The sequence below is a fragment of the Stenotrophomonas pictorum JCM 9942 genome, assembly GCF_001310775.1.
Lineage (GTDB): Bacteria > Pseudomonadota > Gammaproteobacteria > Xanthomonadales > Xanthomonadaceae > Stenotrophomonas > Stenotrophomonas pictorum.
Map to the genome: position 1 here is coordinate 1 of NZ_BAZI01000129.1, position 7,269 is coordinate 7,269.

General features: G+C 65.7%; 4 protein-coding genes and 1 pseudogene. 4 read left to right on the forward strand and 1 reads right to left on the reverse strand.

Annotated features, from left to right (window positions below; translation table 11 throughout):
• The 4 genes and pseudogenes from JCM9942_RS18970 to JCM9942_RS08395 form a co-directional block, all read left to right on the forward strand.
• Nucleotides 1–143: pseudogene (locus JCM9942_RS18970) on the forward strand (AAA family ATPase); the annotation flags it as partial.
• Nucleotides 140–1,438, forward strand: a complete 1,299-nt coding sequence (locus tag JCM9942_RS08385) for a DUF58 domain-containing protein (RefSeq protein WP_054658994.1) — start codon at nucleotides 140–142, stop codon at nucleotides 1,436–1,438. The pseudogene JCM9942_RS18970 and the gene JCM9942_RS08385, both read left to right, overlap by 4 nt.
• 276 nt (nucleotides 1,439–1,714) lie before the next feature.
• Complete coding sequence (locus JCM9942_RS08390) at nucleotides 1,715–3,289, forward strand: alkaline phosphatase D family protein (RefSeq protein WP_054658995.1); 1,575 nt, start codon at nucleotides 1,715–1,717, stop codon at nucleotides 3,287–3,289.
• A gap of 62 nt (nucleotides 3,290–3,351) precedes the next feature.
• Nucleotides 3,352–5,997 (forward strand): TonB-dependent receptor, encoded by a 2,646-nt coding sequence (locus tag JCM9942_RS08395; RefSeq protein ID WP_054658996.1) that lies wholly within the window; start codon nucleotides 3,352–3,354, stop codon nucleotides 5,995–5,997.
• 58 nt (nucleotides 5,998–6,055) lie between these two features.
• Here the strand turns inward: JCM9942_RS08395 and JCM9942_RS08400 are convergent, their stop codons facing one another.
• Entirely contained in the window at nucleotides 6,056–7,243 is a 1,188-nt protein-coding gene (locus JCM9942_RS08400; RefSeq protein WP_054658997.1) for a glutathionylspermidine synthase family protein, read from the reverse strand.
• Nucleotides 7,244–7,269 lie beyond the last annotated feature (26 nt).

Sequence of the window (7,269 nt, forward strand, 5' to 3'; positions counted from 1 at the left end):
TCACCCCGGATGACGTGCGCGAGATCGCCCGGCCGGTGCTGCGCCATCGCATCACCCTGGCACCGGAACTGCAGATCGAAGGCCAGTCCACCGACGATGTGCTCACCGCGCTGCTGGCCAAGGTGGAGGCACCGCGCAAGTGAGGCCCGCCCCGCTGCTGCTCGCGCTGCTGGTGCTGTGGGGACTGCTGGGCGTGCCGGCGGCGCTGCATTACCTGCCGTTGCCACTGTGGCAGGCGGTGGCGGGCGTGATCGCCCTGCTTGCGCTGCTGGATGGACTGCTGCTGTGGCGCCGGCCCACCCCGCAGGTGCGACGCGAGCTGTCCGATTCACTGGCGCTGGGCGTGGAACGCGAAACCTGGCTGCAGCTGGATGCCTTCGGCCGCCAGTGCGTGGACGTGTTCGACCTGCTGCCCGATGGCTGGAACAGCCAGGGCCTGCCACGCCGGCTGACGCTGGCGCGCGCCAGTGAAACCCGTTTCAGCTACCGCTTCACCCCGGCCAGCCGCGGCACCTTCGTGTTCGATGGCGTGCACCTGCGGCTGCATTCGCCCTTGCGGTTGTGGCGCCAGCTACGCCTGGCCGGCACGCCGCAGACCGTGCGCGTGTATCCCAACTTCGCCCCGCTCACCCGCTTTGCGCTGCTCAGCGCGGAAATGGCCTCGCGCCTGGTCGGCGCCCACCTCAAGCGCCGCCGTGGCGAAGGCACCGATTTCCACCAGATGCGCGAATACCGGGTCGGCGACAGCCTGCGCCAGATCGACTGGAAGGCCACCGCACGCGCACGCAAGCTGATCTCGCGCGAGTACCAGGACGAGAAGAACCAGCAGCTGCTGATGCTGATCGATACCGGCCGCCGCATGATGGCCGACGACGGTGGCCTGTCGCACTTCGATCATGTGCTCAATGCCGCGCTGGTGGTGTCGTATCTGGCGCTGCGCCAGGGCGATGGCGTGGGCCTGTTCGCCAGCGGCGGGCAGACCCGCTGGGTGGCACCGCAACGTGGCATGGGTGGGATCGATGCGCTGCTGCGCGCCAGCTACGACCTGCAGCCGCAGCCGGTGGCCACCGACTATCTGGCCGCCGCCACCGAGCTGTCGCTGCGCCAGTCGCGCCGTGCCTTGGTGATGCTGGTCACCAATGTGCGCGACGAGGACATCGAGGATCTGCTGGCCGCGGTGCGGCTGCTGCAGAAGCGTCACCTGGTGTGCGTGGCCAGCCTGCGCGAACGGGCGCTGGATGAGGCACTGACCCGCGAAGTCGACACCCTGGCCGACGCGGTGCAGGCCGGCGCGATCGCCCGCTATCTGCAAGAACGCAGCGAGGCGCACGAAGCGCTGCGCAGCCACCGGGTGATGGTGCTGGATGTCACCGCCGAGGAGTTGCCGGCGGCGCTGGTGGAACGCTACCTGGCCGTGAAGCGCGACGGCCTGCTGTAAGCAGCGATGTAGACAGCGAAAGCTGTAGTGCCGGGCCAAGCCAGGCATTGCCTGAGCGGAGCATGGCCTGCGCCAAAGCGGCCATCGCACTCCATTGCGCACGCATCTTCTATCGCAGGATTTTGCATGTTTCCGCTGCGATGTCGTTGCAGCGCAAGACGCCCTGCATCACCGCATGCATACCCACATGATCACCGACACACCGTGGTAACCACCATGTAATGCTCGGACAAGAGAATCCGCCCCGCCTACCGCTGTACGGAAATTCTCTGCTCGATGAACGCTCGTCTCGTCACCCGCCGCCAGCTACTGCTCGGCGCAGGTGGTCTTGCCCTGCTGGCCGGCATGGCGCCGCGCAGCCTGCTTGCAGCTCCCAGACTCAACGCGAACCCTTTCACCTTGGGCGTTGCCGCCGGTGATCCATTGCCCGATGGCTTTGTCATCTGGACCCGCCTGGCGCCGGAGCCCCTGCAGCAACACGGTGGCATGCCGATGACCCCGATGCAGGTGCAGTGGGAAATTGCAGAGGATGAGCATTTCTCGCGTGTCGTGCAGCGCGGTGCGCATATCGCACGCCCCGAGCTGGGCCACAGCGTGCATGTCGAAGTGGCGGGGCTGGCCGCACAACGACCGTACTGGTACCGCTTCCACCTGGACGATGCCAGCAGCAGCATCGGTCGTGTCCGCACCGCACCAGCCGCTGGCAGCACGCCGGATGCACTGCGCATCGCCGTGGCCGGTTGCCAGCATTACGAAGCCGGCTACTTCTCCGCCTATCAGCACTTGGCCAATGATGGCGAGCTGGACGCACTGTTCCACTACGGCGACTACATCTATGAAGGAAAAGCCGGCAAAGGCGTGACCCTGGACGGTCGCAAGATCATGGTGCGCGAGCACCTGGGGGAGGAAATCTACGATCTGGCCGACTACCGTCGCCGCTACGCCCAGTACAAGAGCGACACCGATCTGCAGGCCGCACACGCGGCGGTCGCTTTCATCCCCTCGTTCGACGACCACGAGGTGGACAACAACTGGGCCGGCGAGTTCGATCAGGACGGTACGCCGCCCGAAGCTTTCCTGCTGCGCCGCGCTGCGGCACTGCAGGCCTGGTACGAGAACATGCCGGTACGCCGCGCACAGCTGGCGCGCCCGCATGGCCTGAGCATGCACCGTCGGCTCGACTACGGACAATTGCTGCGCATGCATGTGCTGGATACGCGCAGCCATCGCAGCGACCAGTTCTGTGGCAAGCCCGAGGAGCCGCATTGCCGCACCGATGTGGATGGTGAGGACAGCATGCTCGGCAATGCACAGCAGCAGTGGCTGCAGCAGGGTCTGGACAACGACGCACGCTGGAACCTGATCGCCCAGCAGGTGGTGTGCATGCCGCTGGACCGCCGTCGCCCGGATGCCACCGAGCCCGCACTCAGCGATGATGGCTGGGACGGCTACCCGCGTTCGCGCGCGCGCCTGATCCAGGCCATCCAGCAGCGCGGCTTGCGCAATGTGGTGATCGCCACCGGCGATGTGCACCAGCACTACGTCGGCCACCTGCCCTCCAATCCGCAGGACCTGGCCAGCGCCGCGGTTGCCAGCGAGTTCGTCTGCACCTCGATCAGCTCCAACGGCGATGGCGGCCTACTGCGCAAAGGCCAGGAACACTACCTGGCACAAAACCCGCACATCAGCTTCAACAACGCGCAGCGCGGTTACCAGATCTTCGATATCCGCGCCGACCGCTGGAGCACCGAGCTGAAGGTAGTGGACCGCGTCGAACGCCCGGGCGGACAGCTGTCCACCGTCGCCCGCTTCCAGCTCAGCCCCGACCGGCCGCAGCCCGAACGCATCTGACCGAATTGCCGGCGCGCGCCGTGCACCCTCGCCGTTTTCTCCCCGATTGGAAAGCCACGCCCATGACCGTATCTCCGCGCCTGCTGCGTACCGCGCTGCTGCCCGCCAGCATCTCGCTGGCGCTTGTCCTGTCAACCCCGGCCTTCGCCGCCGTACCACAGACCGCCCCCGACGCCACCCAGCTCGATGCCGTGCAGGTGGTGGCCGGCTCCATCCAGCAAGGCCAGGAACAGATCGAGATCCGCCGCAACACCGACGGCATCGTCGACAGCCTGGTGCAGGACGATACCGGCGATCTGCCCGATCAGAACATCACCGAGGCGCTGCGCCGCGTGCCCGGGGTCGGCACGCTGTACCGTGACGACGAAGGCCAATTCATCACCATTCGCGGCATCACCCCGGATCTCAACCACACCATGATCGACGGCATCACCATGATCTCGGTGGGCGATTCGGGCGATGGCACCCGCCGCGTCGACATGGGGATGATCCCCAGCCAGGTGGCACGCCGCACCGACATCTACAAGACCTTTACCGCCGACCTGGAATCGGGCTCGGTCGGTGGCGTGGTGAACCTGGTGCCGCGCAGCGCATTCCAGAACGGCGGCAAGGATGCCTTGATCGTGGACGCGCAGCTGAACTGGGCCGATTACAACACGGTGCCCAACACCAACAACCTGCACGACGACCACCGCAACAACCTTGGCAAAGGCCTGAGCGCGCTGTGGTCGACGGTATTCGGTGCCGATGGGCAGTGGGGCCTGACCCTGGCCGCCAACGCCGGCACCCAGCAGCGCGACCTGACCAAGTACAACGCCAACGGCCTGATGTTCTTCGACCAGTCCGGCAAGAAAATCGCCTCGCCATCGGCACCGGGCTGGAACGGCTACCGCGCCGTACCCGACACCGCGCGCAGCTATGACTTCAACAACCGCGTCTCCGACCGCAAGGGCATCTCCGCGCGCCTGGAGTGGAAGCCCAACGACAGCAGCTACCACTCGCTGCTGCTGTACGGCTACGGCCAGGACTACACCGAGAACCGCAACGAATACAGCCTCAACAGCTTGTCGGGCATGCAGAACCAGACCGACGCCTCCGGCACCTTGAGCGTGGGACGGGCCGATACCGCGTTCTACATGGACACCATCGACCGCCGCAGCCGCGGTGCGATCTACCACTCACGTTTCGACTTCGATGAACTCAGCCGCCTGGATGTGCGTGCCGGCTACTCGTTCTCCGGCTACGACAATACGGCTCCACAGGTGCGCTATCGCCTGAGCAATGCCGGTGGCCTGCTTGACTACTGGTTCGATGGCAAGCACTACGGCTTCGACGTGCGCGAACCAGAGCGCTATGGCAACGCCAGCGGCTACAAGCTGGCCAGCGCCTCCACCACCCAGACCGCCTCGGAAGCCGATGCCACCGAGTTCAAGCTGGACTACAGCCACAACATGGACAACGGCAGCCTGGGATGGGGCTGGAAGTTCGGTGCGGGCCTGCGTGACTATGCGCTGGAGCGCGACGTCACGGTGACCAACTACGTCATCAATCCGGTCTTCACCCTGGCCGGCTACAGCGACTACCATTTCACCCCGGGCTATTTCCCGCTGCCGTCGATGGTGGTGGACTACGCCAAGTTCCGCGATGAAGTGCTGCCCACGCTGGGCATCAACGCGGCCTCGTCACTGAAAGCCTCCGGCACGGAAGACTTCCGCTACGACGAGACCATCGGCTGGGGCTACGGCATGTTCGGCTATGCCACCGACAGCACCAAGGTGGTGGCCGGCCTGCGCTACGACAAGGCGGACTACACCGGTCACGCGCCGGAAACCGTCAATGGCGTGTTCGACCCCCGCTTTGTCCCCAGCAAGGGCAAGTACGACCATTGGCTGCCCTCGGCCAACCTGCTGCACAGCTTCAACGACAGCTGGCGGCTGAAAGCGGCCTATAGCCGTACCCTGGGCCGGCCGATGCCGAACCAGATCGCCGAACCTTCCACCATCAACCAAGAAAACCAGACCATCAGCCAGGGCAACCCGGACCTGAGGCCACGCGTGTCGGACAACTTTGACGTGGCGGTGGAATGGTTCATCGATGGCTACGATTCAGCGATGACGCTGGGCCTGTTCCACAAGCAAATCAAGGACGACATCTTCCGCCTGGCCAGCGAGGTGCAGATCGACGGCCTATCGTGGCTGTCCACCCGGCCGATGAATGCCGAGGGCTCCACCATCAGCGGCGTGGAGTTCGGCTACATCAACAACCGCATCCCGCACCTGCCCGGTTTCCTGAGTGACAAGGTGGGCATGTCCACCAATCTGATGTGGTCGGATGGATCGATGGACTACATCGCCAAGGGCCAGCGTCACCAGCTCGACCAACTGGTGGACCAGAGCGAATGGCTGGCCAACCTCGCCGTGTTCTATGCGTTGCCGCAAGGCGGCGAGGTGCGCCTGGCCTGGAACTACCAGAGCGCCAGCCTGACCACACTGGGCGACGAGCCCTATCTCAACCGCGGCACGGACGATTACGACAGTCTGGACTTCAGCCTGCGCCACCACTTCGGCACGCATTGGCTGGTGAAGTTCGACGCGCGCAACCTGCTCAACGAGAAGCGCAATCTGGCCGTGGGCGAGGATCTGGAATGGTGGCGCTCAGAGGGTGAGTCCGGCCGCACCTTTAGCGTGCACCTGATCTACAAGATGTAAAACAAGCAAGGCCCCGCGATGCGGGGCCTTGTCCTGTTCTAGCGTCCCGGCCGATCGATTACAGATAGATGCGGGTGCTGCCCTGCGGCGCGTCATCGATGATCGCGTGCGGCAGGAAGCGGGCGCTGTCGCGGGTGATGCGGCTGTCGTCCTCGCGGATGCCGATGCCGCAGGCCTGATCGCCCACCACCCAGCTGCCGACCAGCGGATAGTTGCCCTCGAACACCGGCAGCGCATGGAACGCCTGCCGGATGCTCGGCCCGGTGTACGGCCCTTCGCTTTCCTGCCAGCGGCCATCGCTCATGTGCATGGCGACATTGGCGCCCTCGCGCGAATGCAGCGGCTTGCGCACCCAGCCGGCCGGCAGCGCGCTGCCATCGTCGAAATGCGCTTCCAGCAGGTTCGGATGGCCCCGATGGCGCTGCCATAGCAGCGGCAGGATGCCCTTGTTGCTCAGCACCGCCTTCCACGCCGGCTCCAGCAGCTGTACGCCGGACTTGGGCAGCGCCGCGCCGAACTCCTCGCGCATCAGGTCTTCCAGCGGGTACAGCTTGAACAGGCTGCCGATCACCCGATCGTCCAGATCGGTGAAACGGCCGTCGGCCGACAGGCCGATGTCCTCGATCGCGATCGCCGCGCCGTGCAGGCCGGCCTGCGCCGCGCAATCGCGCAGGTAATCCACCGTGCCCTGGTCCTCGCTCGACTCGCCCACCGCGCTGAAATACAGCGGCGGCGGCAGCCGCGCCGCCAGTTCGGCAAAGCGCTCCACCAGCGTTTCGTGGATCGAATTGAACTGGTCGGCCTGCAGCGGCAGCGCGCCACGGTTGCGCTGGTCCTCCAGCCATTGCCACTGGAAGAACGACGCCTCGTACAGCGAGGTGGGCGTGTCGTAGTTCAGCTCGTACAGCTTGGCCGGGCCGGTGCCGTCGTAGGCGAAGTCCAGCCGCCCGTACAGATGCGGATCACGCCGGCGCCAGCTCTCGGCGATCCAGTCGCGAAAAGCTTCCGGGATGGCCAGCTGCGCCATCAGCGCCTCGCTGGCCACCACCTCGCCCACCAGATCCAGTGCCATCGCATGCAGTTCGGCGCTGGGATCCTCGATGTCGTGCTCGATCTGGCGCAGGGTGAAGGCGTAGTACGCGCTTTCGTCCCAGTACGGGGCACCGTCGATGGTGTGGAAGCGGAACCCGGCCTCGGCCGCGCGCGCGCGCCAGTTGCCGCGCTCGGCAATTGCGATACGCCTCACCGCATCAACCGCCGACGCTGCTGCGG

Bases quoted from the DNA above. Each gene is read 5' to 3' on its own strand.
- JCM9942_RS08390 (WP_054658995.1), top strand. From the start codon at position 1,715: ATGAACGCTCGTCTCGTCACCCGCCGCCAGCTACTGCTCGGCGCAGGT.
- JCM9942_RS08395 (WP_054658996.1), top strand. From the start codon at position 3,352: ATGACCGTATCTCCGCGCCTGCTGCGTACCGCGCTGCTGCCCGCCAGC.